The organism is Pseudomonas congelans (genome assembly GCF_900103225.1).
Lineage (GTDB): Bacteria > Pseudomonadota > Gammaproteobacteria > Pseudomonadales > Pseudomonadaceae > Aquipseudomonas > Aquipseudomonas congelans.
On sequence record NZ_FNJH01000002.1, the window covers coordinates 861,281 to 881,398 of the forward strand.

Annotated in this window: 20 protein-coding genes and 1 pseudogene; 9 read left to right on the top strand and 12 right to left on the bottom strand. The window is 59.8% G+C overall.

Features of this window, described 5'->3' with window-relative positions:
* Nucleotides 1-48: 48 nt before the first annotated feature.
* From BLR20_RS11000 to BLR20_RS11015, 4 genes are all read left to right on the top strand, one after another.
* Entirely contained in the window at nt 49-1,020 is a 972-nt protein-coding gene (locus BLR20_RS11000) for an EamA family transporter (protein WP_054992451.1), read from the top strand.
* The gene (locus BLR20_RS11005; protein ID WP_054992452.1) at nt 995-1,876 is read left to right on the top strand and encodes an aldose 1-epimerase; all 882 of its coding nucleotides are present in this window, start codon (nt 995-997) and stop codon (nt 1,874-1,876) included. The genes BLR20_RS11000 and BLR20_RS11005 overlap by 26 nt, the downstream gene beginning before the upstream one ends.
* Before the next feature lie 248 nt (nt 1,877-2,124).
* A complete protein-coding gene (locus tag BLR20_RS11010) occupies nt 2,125-2,634 on the top strand; it encodes a sigma-70 family RNA polymerase sigma factor (RefSeq protein ID WP_032613391.1) in 510 nt (169 codons plus the stop codon).
* 2 nt (nt 2,635-2,636) lie between these two features.
* Nucleotides 2,637-3,299 carry a ChrR family anti-sigma-E factor gene (locus BLR20_RS11015; protein WP_025990921.1) on the top strand — a complete coding sequence of 221 codons (663 nt, stop codon included), beginning with the start codon at nt 2,637-2,639 and terminating at the stop codon, nt 3,297-3,299.
* A 22-nt stretch (nt 3,300-3,321) separates the two neighbouring features.
* Here BLR20_RS11015 and aroA read toward each other — a convergent pair whose 3' ends face one another.
* The 3 genes from aroA to BLR20_RS11030 all read right to left on the bottom strand — a co-directional run bounded on the left by aroA (nt 3,322) and on the right by BLR20_RS11030 (nt 6,165).
* A complete protein-coding gene (gene aroA, locus BLR20_RS11020; protein ID WP_010430339.1) occupies nt 3,322-4,578 on the bottom strand; it encodes a 3-phosphoshikimate 1-carboxyvinyltransferase in 1,257 nt (418 codons plus the stop codon).
* A gap of 96 nt (nt 4,579-4,674) precedes the next feature.
* A complete protein-coding gene (locus BLR20_RS11025; RefSeq protein ID WP_010430341.1) occupies nt 4,675-5,157 on the bottom strand; it encodes a PAS domain-containing protein in 483 nt (160 codons plus the stop codon).
* Between the two features lie 3 nt (nt 5,158-5,160).
* Entirely contained in the window at nt 5,161-6,165 is a 1,005-nt protein-coding gene (locus BLR20_RS11030) for a response regulator (protein WP_003433765.1), read from the bottom strand.
* A gap of 265 nt (nt 6,166-6,430) precedes the next feature.
* On the opposite strand from BLR20_RS11030, the gene BLR20_RS11035 reads away from it, so the two are divergent.
* Both BLR20_RS11035 and BLR20_RS11040 read left to right on the top strand, forming a co-directional pair.
* Nucleotides 6,431-6,880, top strand: coding sequence for a DUF2384 domain-containing protein (locus tag BLR20_RS11035; RefSeq protein WP_003408523.1), 450 nt, complete (start codon nt 6,431-6,433; stop codon nt 6,878-6,880).
* The gene (locus BLR20_RS11040) at nt 6,877-7,338 is read left to right on the top strand and encodes an RES family NAD+ phosphorylase (protein ID WP_054992807.1); all 462 of its coding nucleotides are present in this window, start codon (nt 6,877-6,879) and stop codon (nt 7,336-7,338) included. Before BLR20_RS11035 ends, BLR20_RS11040 begins: the two co-directional genes overlap by 4 nt.
* Before the next feature lie 333 nt (nt 7,339-7,671).
* Here BLR20_RS11040 and mltA read toward each other — a convergent pair whose 3' ends face one another.
* From mltA to BLR20_RS11080, 7 genes are all read right to left on the bottom strand, one after another.
* Entirely contained in the window at nt 7,672-8,874 is a 1,203-nt protein-coding gene (gene mltA / locus BLR20_RS11050; protein ID WP_010430353.1) for a murein transglycosylase A, read from the bottom strand.
* A gap of 252 nt (nt 8,875-9,126) precedes the next feature.
* Nucleotides 9,127-9,612 carry a GNAT family N-acetyltransferase gene (locus tag BLR20_RS11055; RefSeq protein ID WP_054992806.1) on the bottom strand — a complete coding sequence of 162 codons (486 nt, stop codon included), beginning with the start codon at nt 9,610-9,612 and terminating at the stop codon, nt 9,127-9,129.
* A 54-nt stretch (nt 9,613-9,666) separates the two neighbouring features.
* Complete coding sequence (locus BLR20_RS11060; RefSeq protein ID WP_054992805.1) at nt 9,667-10,908, bottom strand: phospholipase D-like domain-containing protein; 1,242 nt, start codon at nt 10,906-10,908, stop codon at nt 9,667-9,669.
* 64 nt (nt 10,909-10,972) lie between these two features.
* Nucleotides 10,973-11,623: a MotA/TolQ/ExbB proton channel family protein gene (locus tag BLR20_RS11065; protein ID WP_054992804.1), complete on the bottom strand. Its 651-nt coding sequence runs from the start codon at nt 11,621-11,623 to the stop codon at nt 10,973-10,975.
* Between the two features lie 25 nt (nt 11,624-11,648).
* A complete protein-coding gene (locus BLR20_RS11070) occupies nt 11,649-13,931 on the bottom strand; it encodes a TonB-dependent receptor (protein WP_054992803.1) in 2,283 nt (760 codons plus the stop codon).
* 20 nt (nt 13,932-13,951) lie between these two features.
* Nucleotides 13,952-14,719, bottom strand: coding sequence for an energy transducer TonB family protein (locus tag BLR20_RS11075; RefSeq protein WP_054992802.1), 768 nt, complete (start codon nt 14,717-14,719; stop codon nt 13,952-13,954).
* 2 nt (nt 14,720-14,721) lie between these two features.
* Nucleotides 14,722-15,129: an ExbD/TolR family protein gene (locus tag BLR20_RS11080; protein WP_003380333.1), complete on the bottom strand. Its 408-nt coding sequence runs from the start codon at nt 15,127-15,129 to the stop codon at nt 14,722-14,724.
* Between the two features lie 201 nt (nt 15,130-15,330).
* Here BLR20_RS11080 and BLR20_RS11085 point away from each other — a divergent pair, with 201 nt between their 5' ends.
* Nucleotides 15,331-15,894, top strand: coding sequence for a GNAT family N-acetyltransferase (locus tag BLR20_RS11085; protein ID WP_054992801.1), 564 nt, complete (start codon nt 15,331-15,333; stop codon nt 15,892-15,894).
* Nucleotides 15,891-17,462: an alkaline phosphatase D family protein gene (locus BLR20_RS11090; protein ID WP_054992800.1), complete on the top strand. Its 1,572-nt coding sequence runs from the start codon at nt 15,891-15,893 to the stop codon at nt 17,460-17,462. Before BLR20_RS11085 ends, BLR20_RS11090 begins: the two co-directional genes overlap by 4 nt.
* An 88-nt stretch (nt 17,463-17,550) precedes the next feature.
* Here BLR20_RS11090 and BLR20_RS28605 read toward each other — a convergent pair whose 3' ends face one another.
* Nucleotides 17,551-18,108 (bottom strand): methyl-accepting chemotaxis protein, encoded by a 558-nt coding sequence (locus BLR20_RS28605; protein WP_477749717.1) that lies wholly within the window; start codon nt 18,106-18,108, stop codon nt 17,551-17,553.
* A gap of 27 nt (nt 18,109-18,135) precedes the next feature.
* A pseudogene (locus BLR20_RS28610) lies at nt 18,136-18,876 on the bottom strand (PAS domain-containing protein); the annotation flags it as partial.
* 244 nt (nt 18,877-19,120) lie between these two features.
* Here BLR20_RS28610 and BLR20_RS11100 point away from each other — a divergent pair.
* A complete protein-coding gene (locus tag BLR20_RS11100; protein WP_054992799.1) occupies nt 19,121-20,080 on the top strand; it encodes a GDP-mannose 4,6-dehydratase in 960 nt (319 codons plus the stop codon).
* Nucleotides 20,081-20,118: the final 38 nt, after the last annotated feature.

A 20,118-nucleotide genomic window follows, 5' to 3' on the forward strand; every position in this document is an offset into this window, starting at 1 on the left:
GGGCTCCGGCATGCACTCCTGTTGTCCAGCCAAGGAGGCTGGTTGCGTATGTCTGCCCCTGCCCTGTTTCCGCGCCACATCGCCGTGCTGATCCTGGCGCTGCTGGCCTGTTCGTTTGCCGGCAATCACATTGCCGCACGTATTGCTTTCGATCATGACACCGGCCTGCTGCTGGCCATTCTCTGTCGCTCCGGCGTGACCTTGCTGGTACTGACCAGTCTGGTGCTCTGGCAACGCGAAAGGCTCAGTCTGCCCGCCAGCACCTGGCGCTGGCAGTTGCTTCTGGGGCTGCTGATCGCCACTCAGAGCTTTTGCATCTACTCGGCGGTGGCGCGTATTCCGGTGGCCCTGGCATTGCTGGTGGTCAATGTCTCGCCGATCCTGCTGGCGTTGCTGACCTGGGCGCTGGGCGGCGCCAGGCCAACCCGGCGCGCAGCAGGCCTGATGGCTCTGATTCTGTTTGGCCTGACGCTGGCGCTGGACGTGCCACAGCGCCTGTCGACTCCCGGCAGCAGCGACCCGCAATGGCTGGAGGGCGTCGCCTACGCGTCGACTGCGGCGGTGGTGTTCGCCTTTGCGCTGTGGATTACCGATAACAAACTGGCGGGCATGCGCGGCAGCGTGCGCAGCATGCTGACCATGGCCGTGGTGTTTGTCGTCGCGGCCATCGCCGGCAGCAGCGGCGTGCTGCCCGGTGGCGTGGGTCTGCCGACGAGCTCTGTCGGCTGGACCGCACTGGCCAGTCTGGTGGTCTTGTACGGACTGGGCTTCTCCCTGCTGTTCATCTGCATGGCACGACTGGACATCGCCCGCAACGCGCCGGTGATGAACATCGAGCCGGTGGCCAGCCTGCTGTTTGGCTGGCTGATTCTCGATCAATTACTCAGCAGCGGTCAGGTGGTCGGCGGGCTGATCGTGGTCAGCGGCATCGTGCTGCTGACCTGGCGGCGCGCCCAGTCGCCCGACCCTCAATCATCCAGGAAGGCTTTGAAGCATGCCCGCGAACGTACTGATCCTTGAAGATGGCCTGACCCGCCTGACACTGGCTCCCGATATCGGCGGCAGTATCGTCAACTGGAGTGTCCTGGCCAGCGGGCAACACCTGCTGCGCCCGAGCGACGAACAGGCTCTGGCGGCCGGGACGCCCCGTCGGCTGGCCTGCTATCCGCTGGCGCCGTGGTCGAACCGGATCGGCAACGGCGGTTTTGACACAGCGGACGGCTGGCTGGCCCTGGAGCCAAACAGTGCCAACGACCCGCTGCCGATCCATGGCAGCGCCTGGCAGCAGGCATGGACCGTCATCGAGCAGAGCGCTGAGCAGATCTGCCTGCAACTCGACAGCCAGACGCCATTCGCCTACCGCGCGCACCTGCGCTACACCCTGCACGACGGCACGCTGAGCATCGAACTGAGCACCACCCATCAGGATAGCCGCGCGGTCTGGCACGGACTGGGCCTGCACCCGTACTTGCCGCGCACGGCCCACACTCGCCTGCAGGCCAAGGCCGCGCAGGTCTGGCTGTGCGACGAAGCCGGTCTGCCCAGCGCCTTGCAGGACCTGCCCGCCGAGTGGAACTTCCGGCACGGCAACGCGCTGCCCGACACACGTCTGGACAACGGTTTCACCGGCTGGGATGGCCAGAGCATCATCAGCCAGCCGGACCTGGGCTATGAACTGCACTGCCAGGCCACCGGCAGCGAATACTTCCTGGTGTTCTGCCCACCGGGCCTGGACTTCTTTTGCTTCGAACCGGTCAGCCATCCGGTCAACGCGCATCATTTACCGGGGCGGCCAGGATTGAGGCTGTTGCGGCAGGGAGAGTCAGTGACTTTGAGGTTCAGTCTTCGCTACAAAGAGCTGAAGCGGCAGGCATGAATACGTCTCTCGGTCATTCATCGAGGGGCCATCATCAACGCTGAACGACCGCTGCCGCTTCTCTTGATGCACTGTGATCCACTCCCCACCCCGTTACGTAACACCTATGCGTCGCGAACCAAACCCACACAATGGTGATCAGAAGGTGGATCATGCGCATAACTGCCAGTCTCAGGACCTTCTGTCACTTGTCCCCCTCTCACAGCGAATCGACAATCACACGACTTTGGATCGATGAAGTCACCGCCGTGGCCCGCCAGAGGGACCGCGACAGCTTTATGCGCATTTACGATCACTTCGCTCCGCGCTTGTTGCGCTACCTCACCGGGCTGAATGTGCCAGAAGGTCAGGCCGAAGAGTTGGTGCAGGAAGTGCTGCTCAAACTGTGGCACAAGGCTGACTCGTTCGACCCGGCCAAGGCCAGCCTGGGGACGTGGTTGTTTCGCATCGCACGCAATCTTTACATCGACAGTGTGCGCAAGGACCGTGGCTGGGTGCAGGTGCAGAACTCGCTGGAACAACTCGAGCGCCTGGAGGCTCCGGTAGATCGAACACTCGACTACAGCCAGCGCCAGGAGCAACAACTGAACAGCGCCATCCAGAACCTGCCCGCCGATCAGGCCCGAGTGTTGCGAATGTCGTATTTCGAAGCGCTCAGCCACCGGGAGATTTCCGAACGCCTTGGTATGCCGCTCGGCACGGTGAAGTCCTGCCTGCGCCTGGCGTTTCAAAAATTGCGCTCGCGGATAGAGGAATAATGATGGGCCCACAACATCATCCGGACGACGCCACGCTGGTCAGCTATGCCGCAGGAGCGCTGTCGCAGGTCATCTCGTTGGTCACTGCCGCGCACCTGGAGCGCTGCGCCGAGTGCCGGGCGCGGCTCAGGCAGGCCGAAGCGATTGGCGGTGTGTTGATGCAGCAGCACACCAGCAGTGTGGTGCCACTCAAGGGCAGATCGGCCATTCTGGCGCGGCTGAACGAGCAGCAAGCTGGACTTGTGCCTGCCCTGCATGCGATGCCGGCGGCCAATCAGGACCCGGACCTGATGCCCGCCTGCATGCAGGCGCATTTTGGTCGACACCTGAGCACATTGAAATGGAAGACGCTGGTTCCCGGCGTACAGCGTGTACGCGCTGAAGGTATCGAACAGGGCAACCTGATGCTGCTGAAAATCGCCCCAGGCGTGAGCATGCCGGTCCACAGCCACGAAAGCGGCGAGATGACCATGGTCCTCAAGGGCGCGTATTACGACGTACAGGGAGAGTTCGGACTCAACGATGTGGCCGATCTGGACAGTCATATCCAGCACCAGCCCATCGCCTACCCTGACCGGGAATGCATTTGCGTGCTGGCCACTGAATCGAAGCTGCGTTTCCATGGGCTGCTGGCGCGGATGATGCAGCCGTTTTTCGGGATTTGAAAAACGGCCGCTGCGCCTGCGGTCAGCGCTGGACGGTTACACCCAATGAAGCCAGCGCATCCCAGTACCCAGGGTAGGTCTTGCCGACGCAATCAGGGTCGAGGATGCGGATACCGGCGATCTTCAGGCCCGCCAGCGCAAAGCACATGGCGATACGATGGTCGGAGTGAGTATCGATCAATGCATCGACCGTAGTGCCTGCCAGCGCCGGGTTGGCCTTGACGATCAGGTCGTCACCCTCTTCGACCGCCAGACCGGGTGCGATGGCACACAGACCGTGGGACAGCGCCGAGATACGGTCGCACTCCTTGACCCGCAGGTTGGCGATGCCGACAAAGCGTACCGGCTGACGATTGAAGGCGGCCAGTACGGCCAGGGTCGGAATAGCATCCTGCATCTGCGAGCCGTCGATCACGGCCGGCATGTCCGGGAAGCTGGCGATGATCTGGCTGGCCAGCGCATCAGGCTGAGTGAATGCATCGCTGGCCACGCCGAGGTCGATAGTGCCCTTGGTCAGGGCTTGCGCAGCCCACAGATAAGTGGCCGCCGAGGCATCCGGCTCGATGTGGAAATCCGTAGCGCGATAACCGGTAGCCGAGACTTTCCAGGCGGCGTCGCCGATGGCCTGAACCTCGGCACCGAACGCCTGCATGGCCGCCAGCGTGAGGTCGAGGTAACCACGCGCGCCGATCTCGCTGCCGGTCAGTGCAACTTCCAAAGGCCCCTTGCCACAGGCACCGGCCATCAGCAGTGCCGACACATACTGGCTGGACAGGTTGCCGTCGATTTCGATACGACCGGCCTCAAGACCGCCCTTGCCCTTGATCGCCACTGGCGGGCAACCACTGGGGGCGCTGACCTCCACGCCCATGCGCTGCAAGGCATCGACCAGCGGGCCGATCGGGCGCTTGCGCATGTATTCGTCGCCATCCACCACGAAGTCGCCTTCGAAGTTGGCCAGTGCAGCGGTCAGAAAGCGTGTCGCAGTCCCGGCATTGCCGAGGAACAGCGCCTGCTGTGGCGCCTGCCAATGCCCGCTGCTGGTGACCACAAAGGTGCTGTCATCCGGCTCGTCGACCTGCACGCCCATCAGACGCAAGGCTTCGGACATCACGCGCGTGTCGTCACTCTTCAGCGCGCCGGTCAGGCGGCTGGTGCCTTTGGCGAGCCCGGCCAGCAACAATGCACGGTTGGTGATCGACTTGGAGCCCGGCGGGCTGACACGCCCGACCAGCGGGCGCTCGACAGGCAAAACAGTGAGGGTGGCTTGAGGTCGCATGATGTCCCTGAGCGTCAGCGGAAAAATCGCGATCCTAGCACGAGCGGGATCAAGCCCGCAGTGCAGGTTTCATTCATCGCCACGCCAGGGGAAGGGTCAGCTTTTCACTGAACCCGACAGTTGCTGCAGCTTGTCGTTGGCCGCCAGCAACTGATTGCGGTTGGCCGCGACGTCGGTGACGTCATAGATCACCAGACACACATGGCTGATCGCCCCGGTGGTCGAACGCAGCGGGAACAGTGTGGTGTTCTGATACATGAACTCCTCCTGCCCGGTAATCGGCTGATAGTTCTTGAAGCGCACCAGATACGGCCGCTGCTCCCAGATGGTGAACGCCGGTGTGCCGAGAGTCACGACGTTATCGATTTTCTTGCTGAACCACTTCGCGTTGACCTCCGGAAAAATCTCGAAAAAGGTCTTGTCGACTGCCACGTAGGGCACTACGCCAGAGCGGTTTTCCATGAAGGTATTCCAGACCGTCACGCGATAGTTCAGGTCCAGCACCACGATGCCTACGTCAATGTTCTGCGTGACGGCCAGCAACCAATGAAGCTCGTTGATTTCAATAGCGTTGCTCATGGGTCAGCTCATCATGTAGGCGAGTTTTTTGGTAAGCAGCTCGACCGAATCTTCGGTGAACAGCATCAGCAGATCGAAATGCAGATTGTGGCCTTCCACGCTGTAACTGATTTCGACCGCCAGGGTCTTTTTCCAGCGCTGTTGATTGATGCGGATAAGCTCGTCGATGCCGCCCTGCGCACCCAGCAACTGGGGATGGCCCTGCGAAAAGGCGATGTCGATCTGTTCGGCAATGCCGCTCAGGCAGGCACCGATCAGGATCGTGGACAGATCGAGCAGCATCTCCATGTCGGAACTGTCGGAGTGATCGCCGCCCATCAGCTGCGAGATTCCGGAGATTTCCGAATCATGAAAAATCAGCAGCGCCTCACCAGAGATACCGCCACCGATATAGCCTTGACACACTGCGGTCAGACGCTGGTCACTGTGCGCATCGGCCAGCGCCATGTGCAACTCGCCGACTTCAAGCATGTTGACGTTGGGCACCGGCAACTGCACGAACACACCCAGTACCTTGGCCAGCAACGCCGCTGCACGGCCCATGGCGACGTTGATGGTTTCGCGGAAAGCATCCTGAAAGCTGATCACCCCGCCCTTGTTGTTGAGCGCTGGCAGTGCAACTGGCGACGCCGCAGGCTTGCCCAGCAGGCCAAGGCGCTCGAGTGTGCTTTTGAGTTCGTCCGGGTCGGCAGGTTTTTTCAGAAACGCCAGCGCGCCCAGCTCCATGACCCGACGTACGGCTTCGTCCTGCACGTCGCCCGACACCACAATCACCTTGGCGTCGAGGTTTTCGGCACGAATCGCCGTCAGCGTCTGGTAACCGTCCATCACCGGCATGGTCAGGTCGAGCAGGACCACTTGGCCCTGACCTTTACGAATCGCTTCCAGGCCTTCCTGCCCCTGGGTGGCCAGCGTGACCGACACATCCCAGTCTTCAGGTAGCGCGCGCAACAGCTGCTTTCGCGCCATGTTCGAGTCATCGCATATCAATAGCGCAAGCGTGGACATCGTGTGGTTCTCACTGCAGGAAAATCAGGCTGACCACGGCGGGCAGCACGTATACGTTTGACGGCACCATCGGAAGCGACTGACTTCGAGCCTATAACGCGAGATCAGTAACATTCAAACTAAACCTATAGCCTAAGTCGGTGATTTTTGAAGTTTCTGTAGTTTTATTCGCTATTGATTGCTGTAAATCACTATCGCGATGTCTGAAACCTGCCTATTATCAATTGATAGATTTAATAGCAATCACTCGATAGACAGGTGTGCCATGTCCTTGCCCATCAGCGACTACCATCCGGCCCTGCCCCGGCAGGACGATTTCTGGCAACACCTGGGTATCCCCGCACGCGGCGCGCGGCTGTACTCGGCGCTGCATGACGGCTTGCCGTATGAAGTCTTCGAGCGTCTGGCACATTACACAGACCTGAACCGCTCGACCCTGGCCGAGCATCTGGGCATCGCTCCGGCGACCTTGCAGCGACGTCTCAAGGTACGCCGCTTCAATGCCGAGGAAAGCGATCGGCTGTTCCGCCTGGCAGCGGTTTACAAGGCGGCGCTGGACCTGTTCGAAAACGACGCCGAAGCGACTCGTCTGTGGCTGGCCAATCCGGTCTACGGGCTGGGCAATCGCAGGCCGCTGGAAATGCTCGCGACCTCGGCGGAGGCTCAGGCAGTACTCGACCTGATCGGCCGGCTGGAGCACGGAGTTGTGGCGTGATAGCGGTCTATCGGCTGGTCAAGCGCAAATGGCTGGCGCAGGCCTTTGACGGCGAAGGCGCCAAACTCTACGGCGGACGCTGGAACAGCAAGGGCAACGCCTGCGTGTACTGCGCGGGCAGCGAGTCACTGGCCCTGCTGGAAGTGCTGGTGCACCTGAACAACGCCACTGTGGCTCAGCACTACACGATGCTTGAACTGCAGATTGCCGAAGAGCACGTCCTCAATGCGCGCCCGGACACCCTGCCCCGCGACTGGCGCGAAGAGCCCGCGCCACCGGCAACCGCCTCGTTCGGCGACGACTGGCTGGCCTCCACTCAGAGCCTGGCACTGGCGGTGCCCAGCGTGATCATCCCGCGCGAGTCCAACTACCTGCTCAACGTACAGCACACGGAATTCAGGGCCGTTGTGGCGACCGCGAAAGAGCTGGAGTTTGTGGTCGATCCGCGTTTGGGGTGAGCTGGCTAAAGGTCAGTCCACTGCCTGCCCCACGTGTTATCACTCATCCAGATCAGCTTGAAAGACAGCCTCAAAGTCCTGTCCATCGTAGAAAATACCCAGGATTGATACCTGCGCGGCATCCACAGCGAAGGCTATTACGGCACGCTTGCGATAATGAGTAATACGAAGCCCGGGACGTATATCCAACCGATGGCTCTGGCGGCGCTGTTGGCAGCACTCTCGCCCCATTGCATTTCGCTATCTCAGGCGTATTTGGAAGGAAAACGGGAATATTAAGAAGATAGCTACCTGTCCATTAAGCAGGACGGTAGCTATCGAGGTGAAGGGATTTCAGTTACTAGCGGCAGCCGAGGTTGTTGCAGGAACTGTTTCTGCGGACTGAGGCAACGGCATGCCTTTGGGCCACAACAGCCAGATATTGCCTTTCTGCTTCATGTCGCCAGCCAGCTTGCCCGCCTCATCGCCGGTCCCCCAGAACAGGTCGGCGCGTACTTCACCGGCAATCGCACCACCGGTGTCCTGGGCAGCGACCGGACGCACCACGCTGCTGCCATCCGGCCGCGTCGTGGAGAGCCAGAGCAGACTGCCCAGCGGAATCACCTTGCGATCAATGGCCACGCTGTAGCCCGGAGTCAGCGGCACATTCAGCGAGCCGCGCGGGCCTTCGTTGCTGTCGGGATTACGGGCAAAAAACACGTAGCTGGGATTGCTCGCCAGCAGCTCGCTGATCCGCTCCGGATGCGCCTTGGCCCAGGCCGCGATGCTGCCCATGGTCACGTCTTCCTTCTTCAACTGTCCCTGCTCAACCAGCCAGCGACCAATCGCGCGATACGGACGACCGTTCTGATCGGCATAGCCCAGACGCAGCTGTGAGCCATCCTCCAGACTCACGCGCCCCGAACCCTGAATTTGCAGGAATTGCAGATCCATCGGGTCGGTCAGCCAGGCAATCACCGGCGCGTTCAAGCCTTGCGCACTGATCGTCGCGGCGTCGTCGTAAGGCTTGAGCACCCTCCCCTCGAGCCGACCGCGCAGACGCTTGCCTTTGAGCTCGGGGTAAATGCTGTCCAGATTGACCACGATCAGATCGTCAGGAATGCCGTACACCGGCACATTGGCCGTGGCAGTCTGGGTCAGGCTGCCCGGATAAACAGGCTCGTAATAGCCGGTGATCAAGCCATCGGCACTGCCCCCGTCGGCGCGCAGGCTATAGACCTGCAACTGCTCCTGCAAAAAGGTCCGGATCTGCGCAGCATCCGGCGCAGCCGCAAGACTCGCAGCCGCCGCACATGTCGGCCCCCACACCGCATCGGCTTTCAAACGAACACACGCGCTGCGCCACGAGGCAAAGCCGGCCTGTAAATCCGCGTCAGACACCGCCGGCAATGCGTCCCAGCCAGCCTGGCTATAAGTGGTATGCGGCGGCGCAGACGGCGTCACAGGCTTGTCGGACTTGTCACACGCGGTCAGCAACGCAGCCAGTGGCAAAACCAGCGCCAGGCCCCGCAACCATGGCTTGAAAGAGAGCATCATCAGTAGCACCAATCCTTTTACAGCCCGCAGCAGGCTGGTGGGTGAAAGGTGTCATTGTGGCTTAAGCGGGCAGAGGGGCCTAGGGGGTGTCTGCAAAGTCAGTCTGGACAATGTGGCGATGCGGCTTAAAGAGAAAGATGCAATCGAGCCAGTCAGCGCTCATGAGTGATACGCGTTGGGCCGGTGCTGCATGGACCCGACTTTGTACCTGATAACAGACAGGCTGCAGCCAGAGGGTCTTTCTAAAATACGTCAGTAGACTGCTGCCATGCTGAAAGCGTCTATGTACTCGCCATCTCGATAGGCAAACTTTCTGTGCGTGCCCTCGATGACAAAGCCATTCTTTTCATACAGTGCGATAGCAGGCTTGTTATCGACGAAAACAGTAAGCTCCAGGCGCTTTAAATTCATCCATCGACAGGCAGTGGCAGTGAGCTCTTTTAATAACGAGTCACCAATGCCCTGGCGATGATGACTGTCTGCGACCCCCATCCAGAAATCCGCTACGTGCTGCCTTCGCCCCTGAAAACGATAGAGCATGGCGCAGCCGACAACCATGCCATCCCGCTCGGCAACCAGCGACAGTCCGGAAGCGCTTCGACTTTCAACAAGCTTTTTTATGTCATTGCTCGACTGGTGCGGCATACGAAGCGTCCACCAACGGAATACCGGCTGTTCAAACATATCAGCCAGCGAAGACCAGTCACTGTCTGCCATCGCACGGACGATCAAGCTCATTTCAGAGACCTCACCAAAGCTGTCCTGCCCTTTCGGCTACCCACCTGCCTGCTGTCAAGGCTGGCCCGGATGCGGTTCCGGATAGTCGCGATTGATGTCGACGGGCTTGGCGTACGGCCCGTCCCAAAGCTGCTCGTGCAGTTGGCCAATGCGTTTGGCCATCGAGCTGTCGTGCATCACCACTTCCAGATTGCGCGAGTTGTCGAGGTAGCCGCCCAGCCAGTTGCTGGTGCCTACCCAGGCAACCTGACCATCGATATCCATGGTCTTGCTGTGGATCACGCGTGCATAGGGGATAAAACCCTGAGCAGCCATCGGCAGTGTGACGATACGCACCTGCACGTTGGGCACCAGGGCCAGACTCTTGAGGTAGGCGACTTCGGGCATGCCGGTGTTCCAGTCGGACACCATGAGTTTTATCGACACGCCGCGGGCGGCTGCGCTGCGCAGAGCGTTATCGATGACCGCATAGTAAGGCCGGGTTTTGTCGGGGCCGTAGGACAGCGGTGCGTAATCCAGCAACTGGACACGCACCTCGCTTTTGGCTTGCGCCAGCAAACGGGGCAGTTCGGCCTGGGAGTCGACGACCCCTGGCGGGTTATAGCGCTGCGGACTGGCGATCAGGTAGTTGCCGCTGGGCAATGTGCTATCAACGGGGCGCGGTACAGGAACCGGTTTGCCTTCAGTAATGGCAGCCTGGGCCAGCCAGTCCTGCTCGAATATGGCTTGCGTCTGCCCCACGACGGTCGGCTCGTCAATGCGCAGGCCGGTTTCGTGGATATGCTCCAGTGAGCGCCAATCGAAGTTCTGACTGCCGATGAACGCCTGTCGGCCATCCACAACCAGAAATTTGGCGTGAATGATGCCGTTGCCGGTGAGCTTTGCGTAGGGCAGTACGCGCAGGGTGAGGTTGGGGATGGCGCGCAGTCGCTCAAGGGTCTGCAGGTCGGAAAGTTTCAGGCCTTTTTCTTCCAGCAGAAAACGGATTTTCACTCCGCGCTGCCCGGCTGCCGTCAGGCTTTCAAGCACCTTGTCCATGACCGAGCCTGCGTGGTCGGCGACATAGAACTGTTCGATATCGATACGCTCGCGAGCCCCGTCAAACAGCTCGCGCCAGACCTCGCCGGGTGCTCGCAGGTCAGGCGTCTGCAGGTCAGCCCCGACCGGCGAGGTATGTACCAGCTCGAAACCCGGGATGGCGAAGTCTGCCTGGGCGCACGAACTGCCCAGCAGTAACGCTGCGATCAAGGCACGGTAGCTCAGGGACAGTCGACGATACGAAAGGTAAAAGGGCATTGCGAGCCTCATCGCCAGACACAGACAAGATAGCGCATGCCAAAGGCACGCGCCGTTAGGTAGATCAGGCCGTCCGGTATTTCGGTTGAGCCGAAGCAGCCGGATGTTCGGCTTCATCATGCACACGTGCTCCGCTGGAAGCGCGGATCAGCAGGATCTTGAGTTGGTCGTTGATGCGTTCCAGGCTTTCCTGAAAGTAGTTGTGAAAGACCACGCAGAACAAGGCAATGGCAATACCCAGCCCGGTCGCGAACAGCGCCGTACCGATACCGGCGGAAATCTGCCCGGGATCGGACACCCCGGCACTGGCCAGGGCCTTGAAGGTATCGATGATGCCCAGAATCGTTCCCAGCAAGCCCAACAGTGGCGCGGCGGTAGTGATGGTTTCGATCAGCCAGAGGCTGCGGGCCAGCGGTGCACGAGTGCTCAGGTACTGGGTTTCGATGACATCATCCAGATCCCTGCGCGAGCCCTGCGCGTTTTTTTGCGCAAGCACTGGCAGGACCATTTCCAGGGGCAGACTGGTCCGGCGTGTCAGCGTTTCCGGTAGATCCTTTTCACTGTGCACCGAAGCACCGAGTGCCGTTTGCAGCGCCCGCGACTGGCGACGTACGTAAGCAAAGTAGATGCCTCGTTCGATCGCGACAAAGATCGCTATCGCAATGGCGGCGTACATCACATAGAAAGTGATGTCGTGAAGCTGATTCATGTCCATGGCAAGGACCTCTGGTCAATGAAGATTAGAAATTGGCTTCAAGAGAAACGGTAACGGTACGCTCGACACCGACGATGTAGGCCGGGTCGCCATCGCGGAAACCGCTGTAAGTGCCCGCGTTGGTTTTGGTGGTGTAAACGCCGTCCAGGTATTCCTTGTCGAACAGGTTGTCGACGTTCAGACGCAGGGTGGCGTCCTTGACGATTTTCTTGTCCACCGGGAGGTAAATCCCCGCGCCCAGATTGAAGATGGTGCGCCCTGGAATACTTTCGTCGTTGGTCAGGTCGCCATACAGCTTGCTGGTGAGCTTGGCTCCAAAGGTCCCGTAATAACTGCCGTCGTCGTAGCCTATGTTGGCGGCCAGCATGTTCTTCGGCACGTTGGTAAATTGCTTGCCACTGGTGGGCAGCTCGATGGCGGTGCCGTTATTGAAGACGGTCAGGTCATCTTTCTGTTTGGCGCGGGTGTAGGTGTACGAGGTGTAGTAATTGAAATGGTGCGGCAGCAGGCCACTCCATTCCAGTTCCAGCCCGCTGTTGTCGACTGCACCGGCGTTGATATCGGCAAAGTCGCCGTTGATGTCTTTTGATGACACCTGACGGTCCTTGAACTGCAGGTAAAACAGTGTGGCCGCCAGCGTCATGTCCTGTTCGGTGTAGCGCCAGCCCAGTTCATGGTTCCAGCTGGTTTCCGGCTTGCTGTCGATGGAGCCGGTGCCCGGGTCATAGAGGACGTAGTTCTGCGGCACGCGCATGTTGCGGGACAGGCTGTAGAACAACTGGTCGCGCTCATCCAGCTGATATTTGAGGCCGACGTTCGGCAACAGCTTGTTGTAGGTCTGGTCGCGTTTTTCCGGCCGCTCGGTCAGGCTGCCGTGGTTGTTGCCTTCGCGTTCGACGTTCATAAAGGCCAGGCCGCCGACCAGCGTCCAGTCCGGGGCGAAATACCAGGTGTCCTGAGCCCAGACTTTTTGTGCAGGCGTCACGGTATAGCGGTCACGGCCCTGGATCTCATTGCCGTTGGCATCGACCATGTAATCCGAGTCCGGCTGGATGCTTTCGGGCTTGCCATTGCTCTTCAGACGTATGAAGGGCTGAGTCTGCGACTGGCGCGCGCGTTCATACCAGTAGCCGACCTGTACGCTGTGTTCGTCGTTGACGTCCCAGTTCAACTTGGTGGTGATCCCCGGACGCCAGGTCTGGGTGCGCGAAGGCCGGTAATAAACGCCAGTGGTCGATGACCCGTCTGCGTTATAAGCCGCCGCCGTCGGCAGGTTGCTCAGGTCGAATACACCGTTCTGATTCGAGCCGCGATTGAGCGCATAGGAAGAACTGTTCACGCCGCTGCCGTTGCCCCAGAAATAATAGGGGACGACGGAAAGAGACAGATTGTCGGCCAGTTTGAATTGCGTATTGAGCACGCCGGTGAACGTCTGGAACGGGTTCTGCGCCAGCTCGTAGTAGCTGGACAATTTGCCGTTGCTGCCCAGCGCAGGCGTCGAAGGATAAGGGTCAAACTTGCGCCCGTTCTGCTGGAACTGACTCTTGGTGAGCTGGCTGTAACTGTTGTTGTCCTGCTCGTGGTACTTGAGGATCAGGTTGGCGGTATTGCCCGAGCCCATGTCGAAGAAGCTGTTCCACTCCACCTTGTCGGCGCGCACCGCGCCATCGCCGCGCCATTTCTGACCTTCGGTATGAGACATCGACAGCCAGTTGCTCAGCCCGTTGATTTCTCCGGTGTTGAGTCGCGCGAAGGTCTTGTAAGTGCCGTTGCTGCCCGCCACCTGCTTGACGAATGCGCCGGTTTCCTTAGTAGGCCGGATGGTGACAATACCGATGTTGCCGCCGCTGGAACCGATATGCGGGCCGTCACTTTCGGCAGAGCCTTGGGTCACGAAAATCTGATCGATGTTTTCCGGATCCCCCAGCAGGTTGGAATACAGCGCGTAGTTGCCGGAGTCGTTGATCGGCATCCCGTCTACCGACATGCCGACCTGATCGGAGTTGAGCCCGCGCATGGTGAACTTGAAGCCAGAAAGACCGGTGGCGTCTTCGCTGGAGATGTTCAGGCCCGGTGTGTACTTGAGCTTGTCGATCGCATTCCCGGTCGCGGTCTGCTTGTCGAGCGCTTCTTTGGTGACAGTGGAACGCGCCTTGATGCTCTCCTCCTGCACCATGTAGCCACCCCCAACCGTCGCCCTGCCTTGCACACCAATGGTGCCGACATCACTGGCACTCGAGTCGGCCATAACCATGCCGTGACTCATGCCGGCGGCGACCAACGCAAGGTGAATTCTGGAAAACTTCATCACTTTGTTCCTTGTCAGTGCTATTGCACGCTGTAGTTGAAGGTGGCGGTGAAGCGCTGTTCGTTGCGTCCACTAAAGGCTTGCTCGGGAAACGGCTTGACCTGCTTTATGCGGCGCAGACTGTTGGCGGCTGCGCGGTTGAGCAGCATGCTGGAGGCCTGGGTCTGAATGCCGGAGTCCAGCACTCGCCCTTGGCGGTCGACCAATAACCACACCACAACCTCGCCACTCGGACGCTCCAGTGAGGCCTGGCGGCCAGTCGGGTATTGTTTGTAACCGTCCAGTTCGCTGCGCAGCCCTTTGAGGTAGCCACCTTCCATACCCTGGGTGTCGACCTTCGGCGCTGCGGGTGGCGCAGGCGGTGACGGCGGCGCAATCGGGGCGCTGGCGATCGGCTTGCTGGGTGCCTGAACCGGCTCGACAGGTTTTGCCACTGCCGGTTTGGGCAAGGGCTTAGGCCGTGGCTCTGGCTTGATCTCCGGCCTGGGTTTTGGCTTGGGGGCGGGCTTGGGCGGCGGCGGTGGTGGTGGCGCCGGCTCAGCTTCTTCGCTTTCGACTACAGGCGGCGGAGGTGGCGGCTCGTCAGGTTGTACCGCAGGCGCCTCGGGCTGCACGACGGGCTCGGGCGCAGGCGGCTCGGGCTCGATCAGCGCCAGTTCCACGGCAGATTCGTCGTAGACCGGCTCCATTTTCAGCGGACGGGTCTGCACACCGATCACGATTGCGATGAGCGCCACCAGCGCGGGCAGGCCGCCGAGCCACTGACGTACACGAAACAGGAAATACATGATCAGGATTTGCGCGTGGCGATGGAGACTGACGTGAAACCACCCAGACGCAGGGTGTCCATGATCTCGACCAGACGGGCAACTTCCACGCCCTTGTCACTGTTAACGATGATCGTGGTTTTAGTGTCGGGTTTTTCCAGCGCTTTCAAGGCAGGCACCAGAGCGTCGACCGTGGTCGCCTTGCCATCAAGCTGTAATTCGCCGTTGAGCCCCAGCGTCAGGATCGATTTGTTCTGCGGCTTGAGCTGCTGTGAACTGCTGGCACTCGGCAACTGGGTTTTCATCCCCAACGCCGGAATCACGTTCAGGCTTACCAATACGAAAAAGACCAGCAGGAACATCATCACGTCGATCATGGGGATCAGTTCGATGTGCGCCTTGCGCTTTTTAGGTTCGTCCCACGTTCTCATGCCAGCCTCTCGCTTTCTTGTTAGAGGCCGAGAATCTAGCAACCGAACATGACCGATCGGCTGGTTTTACAAGACCGATACATGACCGTTACATGGCTGTTACCTGTACATCTCATGGCACTTAAATGATTCTTGAGGACGTCACGGAAATGCCATAACAACGCGGCAGCGTTTGGGCATTCAACCCTGTGGAAAATACGGATGAGTCACCCGCTGCCTACCCTCAGAACCTCACGTCTGCTGCTCGCCGCACTGCAGCCTGAACAGGCACTTACCCTTGCACGCCTGGCCGACGAGCCGACGATTGCGGACATGACCGCTGCCCTGCCCAGCCCCTACACCTTTGAGCATGCGCAGGCATTCATCGCCGAGACCCATGACCAATACGCCGCCGGTCAGACGGTGAGCCTCGGGGTTCACATCCAGGCAACCGGAGAGTTGACCGGGATCGTGTCGCTGCGCCTTTCGATGTCGCACCGCAGCGGCAATCTGGGTTACTGGACAGGACTCCAACACCAAAATCGGGGTTATGCCTGCGAAGCGGCTAAAGGCTTGCTGAGGCATGGTTTCACTGAGATGAACCTCAACCGCATCGCCGGCCAGTGCTTCAGCGACAACCCGGCCAGCGCCAGGGTTCTGGAGAAGTGCGGGCTATCCTATGAGGGCTGTACCAGAGAGGCATTTCTGAAAAACGGTGTGTTCAAGAACATGTTGCTGTTCAGCCTGTTGCGCTCGGAATACGAATCGTCGGAGGCCACGTCATGACAGATTTCAACCCGGACCGTCGACGCATCATTACCGGAGTCGCCGGTGCGACGCTGCTGTCGATCCTCAGCCCGTTTGCGCGCAGCGCGGGGGTCGATTATCCATTCACGCTCGGCGTGGCGTCTGGCGATCCGTTGCCGGACGGCTTCGTGATATGGACACGTCTGGCGCCCAAGGTGATGACGCCCTCGGGTGATGGCGGGCTGAAAAAACCCGTTGAGGTGCGCTGGAAGATCGCCAGCGATGCAGCCATGGTTCACGTAGTCCGCACAGGACAGGCCACCGCCCACCCGCGCCTTGCCCATTCGGTGCATGTCGAAGTAAGCGGCTTGCAGCCCGGACGTCCGTATTGGTATCAGTTCGAGAGCCTGGGGGCGCAAAGCGCTGTCGGTCAGGCCTGTACTGCACCGCTGGCAAGCTCGATGGTCTCGGCGCGGTTCGGCTTCGTGTCGTGTTCGCACTGGGAGGCCGGGTACTTCAGCGCCTATCGACACCTGGCCGCGGAGCGCCCGGACCTGGTGTTCTTTCTTGGCGACTACATCTATGAGATGAACGTGTCCGCGGAAAACCCTCGGTTCCCGCGTCACCACGCTACACCAGACCCCATGGACCTGGCGGGCTATCGCAACCGATACGCGCAGTACAAGACCGACCCCGACCTGCAGGCGCTGCATGCCTGTGCGCCGAGCGTCGCCACCTGGGACGACCATGAAGTGCAAAATGACTACGCCGCCCAGTGGTCCCAGGACCCCGACGTGCCGGTGGACAGCTTTCTGCGCCGCAGGGCCGCCGCTTATCAGGCCTTTTACGAACATATGCCGTTGCGCGCCAGCAGCCTGCCCAAAGGACAGGAAATGCGTATTTACCGCAACCTCGACTATGGGCGTCTGGCACGTTTTCACGTGCTGGACGGTCGACAGTACCGCTCAGAGCAACCCTGCATCCAGGCCAACGGCAGCCGTCGAGGTCATGTCGCGCCCAGCGACTGCCCGGATCTACGCGACCCGAAACGCACCATGCTCGGTTGGGAACAGGAAACCTGGCTGGACCGCAGCGTCGCCGAGTCTCCGGGGCAGTGGAATGTCATTGCCCAGGATTTGCTGGTCGCGCCACTGGAACAGCGCGATCTCAAGACCCAGGCGCAAGGCCACTGGACCGACGGCTGGGACGGCTACATGACCACCCGCGAGCGCGTGCTGGCCTCCCTGCAACGCCACCAGACCCGCAACCCGGTGTTCTGGGGTGGCGATATCCATTCGTTCTGGACCACCGACCTGCACGCCGACGCAGGCAATCCGGATTCAGCCATCGTCGCCACCGAATTCGTCGGCACCTCGGTAACCTCCAGCGGCCCACCGTTCGACGCCTTCAACAGCATTCTCGGCCTCAACCCACATGTGAAGTTCTTCGATAGCCGTCAACGCGGCTATGTGGCAGTAGACCTGAGCGAGCAACAGATGCAGACCCGCTTTCAAGTGGTGTCGGATGTGCTGGACCCGGCGGCGAGCGTGTCGACGCTCAAGCGTTTTGTGGTGGAGGCTGGCAAGGCGGGGGCTGTTGCGGTGTGAAGTCTGAACATGAGTCAACATTGAAACGCCTAAAGCCCGCATTGACGGGCTTCAGGCTTTTGCGCCATTCAACAAAGGCACAGCAGGATTATTTCAACTGATTGGCAAACCGCCCCACGGCCCCCACCACCTGTTTGGCCCCCTCCTGAATCTCGACGATCACCGCACCCGCCTCGTTGGCCAGCACCAGGCCCTGTTCCGCCTGGGTGCGGCTGTTGGCCATGCCGCGGACGGCCTCATCGGCCAGCGCCTGGTTTTGCTGCACGACGCTGACGATTTCTTCGGTAGCGGCGCTGGTGCGGCCTGCCAGTTGGCGGACTTCATCAGCCACCACCGCAAAGCCCCGGCCCTGCTCACCGGCGCGCGCGGCCTCGATGGCGGCGTTGAGCGCCAGCAGGTTGGTCTGCTGGGCAATGCCACCAATGGTCTGCACGATGGAATTGATCAGTAGTGACTGTTTGCCCAGCGCCTCGATACCCGAGGAGGCCGACTCCATCTCTTCGGAGATCTTGCGCATGGTATTTACAGTGTTTTGCACAACATCCGCGCCGCGCTGGGCACTGACGTCGGTCTGCTGGGAGATTTCAAACGCCACGCTGGCGGCCTGGCTGACTTCTTCTTCGCGGGCCACCTGGTCGGTCACCATCGTGGCGAACTTGACCACCTTGTAGAGCCTGCCCTGAGCATCGTGGACCGGGTTGTAGGTTGCCTCCAGCCAGACCTCACGCCCGCTGCTGTCGATACGCTTGAAGCGTCCGGCCACGAACTCGCCACGGTTGAGCATCGCCCAGAATTCCCGGTACGACGCCTGAGAGGTTTCTGCCGAATCACAGAACATGCTGTGATGCTTGCCCTTGATCTGCGCCAGGCTGTAACCCATGCCGCGCAGGAACTGATCGTTGGCAGTCAGCACCTGGCCGCTCAGGTCGAACTCGATCACGGCGGTGGAGCGCAACAATGCCTGAATGAACGCAGAGTTCTCGGCAGCCGTCTCGACGACCTGGGTGATGTCCGAACCGTAGCATTGCAATGTCATCAGCCTGCCCTGCTCATCCAGCACCGGTTGCCAGAGGGCGCGAATCCACACCAGTCGACCATCGGCATGCAGAAAACGGTACCTGTCGATGACCGACTCGCCCTTCTGCACTGCCACTTTGAGACTGCGGTAGCACTCAAGCTGTTTGACGTAAGTGGGCACCAAGTGGTCCAGATCCTTACCCAGCAATTGCTCGAGCGAGTAGCCAAGCGTATTGAGAAAGTTCTCGTTGGCGTGGACGATGTGGTGGTTGGCGTCCAGAGTCAGACAGACCATTTGCGCATCCATCCCTTTCTGCATCTGCCGGTACATGGATAGCTCGGCGTTTTGTGCCTGTAATTCCTTTTTCAAGCGAGTGTTGAACATGACGGCACCCATAGTGAAGTTGTACGTATATATCGACACAAGCGTAGACGGGATTAAGGCATTTCGTCTGGTGGCAAATCGGATTGGTATACGTTGTACCGCCACCTGCGGGCGTCAAATGCAAAAGCCTTGAATAGACCAACTGCTGAAGAGTGCCTCGAAGGCGAAACAAAGGGCATGCGCAGCAGGTCAGATGGATCGACCCGCCACTGCTAAACTCACTTACTCGCAGCATGCACCATGAGGAAGCCACACGATGCAACGCATTCTGATCACTGGTGCAAACGGTTTCGTCGGGCGGATGCTGTGTCGCAAGCTACAGCAGGCAGGACATCATGTAATTGCCTTGGTGAGCTCTCAGTCTCCCGAGTCCGCTCATGCTGCCGAATCGCTGCATTGCGACATTCGCGATGCTGCTGGCCTGGAGCATGCAGTGTCCCGATCAAACCCCACTCATGTTGTCCATTTGGCTGCAATCACTCACGTACCCACCAGTTTCGATGACCCATTGAAGACCTGGCAAACCAATGTCATCGGAAGTTTGAATCTTCTGCAGGCATTACAACGCCGGAGTCCGCAGGCATTTGTGCTGTTTGTGAGTTCATCGGAGGTCTATGGCGAGGCGTTCAAGCAAGGTATTGCCCTCGACGAAAACAGCGTATGCAGGCCTATGAATCCGTATGCCGCCAGCAAACTTGCTGCTGAAACGGCCTTCCATGAGAACTTTCGTCGCGGACAGAGAGGCATCGTCGTACGCCCTTTCAATCATATTGGTGCCGGGCAATCAGCCGACTTCGCAACCGCCTCATTTGCTCGTCAGATTGCCTTGATAGAAGCAGGCCGGCAGGCACCCCAGTTGAAAGTCGGCAACCTGCAAGCAGCGCGAGACTTTCTCGATGTAAGTGATGTGTGCGATGCATACATCGCCCTGTTGAAAATAGCCAACACGCAGCAAGCCCATCCTCGGTGCCTGAATATTTGCCGTGGCGAGCCTATCCGTATGGAGGCCATACTCACTCAACTCATGGCACTGAGCTCAAGCACGATAGAGGTGGTCAACGATCCTGACCGGATGCGGCCGTCCGACATACCCAGCGCGTTCGGCGATAACTCCGCTATCCGCAAAGCGACTGACTGGGAGCCTGCTATCAAGCTGCAGGAAACGCTCGCAACGCTATTGAATGACTGGCGCGAAAAGGTAGCTGAAATGGCCTGAGTCATCAGGCCTCGGTGCACCTGGCGTTGTAATAAGTA